We start from the raw sequence: 1063 nt of genomic DNA on the forward strand, positions 1-1063 counted from the left end.
GTATTCAATACCTACGGTATCGACAAGGATCGAGGACGTCCGATGACCATGACCGACAGCGAATCCCCCACCCCGGCTCCCGTGCACCACGACAGTCCGGTGTCGAAGTACGGCGCTCCCAGGGTGATGGTCGCGCTGGTCTTCGGCGTTCTCCTCCTCCAGCTCGGCTTCATCCTCAGCTACGTGGCCGCGTTCCATCAGCCCACACCCCGCGACATCGAGATCGGTGTCGTCGCGGCGGAGGGACTGCCCGCAGGCACGGACCAGCAGGTCGCCGACCGGCTCGATGCGATCGACGGCAGGCCGCTGCGCGCCCGTGTCGTCTCGGAAGGTCGCCAGTTCACGGTGCGCGACGAAATTCCGGTAGGCGCGCACGACAACCGCGGACTGTCCGGTTTCTATCTGGCGGTCGGATGGGTGGTCGGCGGCTACCTGCTCGCGGCGGCGATCGGCCTGTTCATCGGCGCCCCGCGGACCCTGCGTCAGGCCTCCGTGCACACGGCTGTCCTGTTCGGGTACGCCGTGCTGTCCGGTGCCCTCGGCGCCCTGATCACCACTCACGTGCTCGGCACGTTCGCAGGCCACTGGTTCCCGCTGTGGCTTCTCGGAACAGGTGTCGTCTTCGGCACCGCCGTGTTCACGCTGGGGTTGCGCGCCTCGGTCGGCATCCTCGCAGTGCCCCTCGCGATCGCCGTCTTCGTCATTCTCGGCAATCCCAGCGCCGGCGGTGCGTTCGGTTCGAACGTCATCCCCGCCTTCTACGCGGCCATCGGACGCTGGATCACCCCGGGCGCGGGCACCGAGTCTCTGGGGGTCGACATCGGGGCCATCACCAAGTCGCTGGTGTTCCTCCTGGACGACGATCCGATCCTGCTCCTGGTCTCGGGGGCGCACGAGGTGGATCTGGCGAACACGGGCAAGCGCCTGCAGGGAAATCTGACCCGGGCACCCCTCGACATGGTGCGGATCGCGACCGGCCAGCCGATCGGGGGTATCGCCCCGCTCGGACATCCCACGAACCTTCCGACGTACGTCGACAACGCCCTGTCCGAGTACGCGGAAC

The 1063-nt window shown here is 67.5% G+C and carries 1 protein-coding gene; it reads left to right on the plus strand.

Going from position 1 to position 1063, the window contains the following annotated elements; translation table 11 throughout:
- Nucleotides 1-42: 42 nt before the first annotated feature.
- Nucleotides 43-1063: YbaK/EbsC family protein (locus tag ACFWJO_RS40800; protein ID WP_386873457.1), on the plus strand; the 1021-nt coding region annotated here is incomplete at its 3' end.

It is taken from the genome of Streptomyces sp. NPDC127092 (assembly GCF_042722475.1).
Lineage (GTDB): Bacteria > Actinomycetota > Actinomycetes > Streptomycetales > Streptomycetaceae > Streptomyces.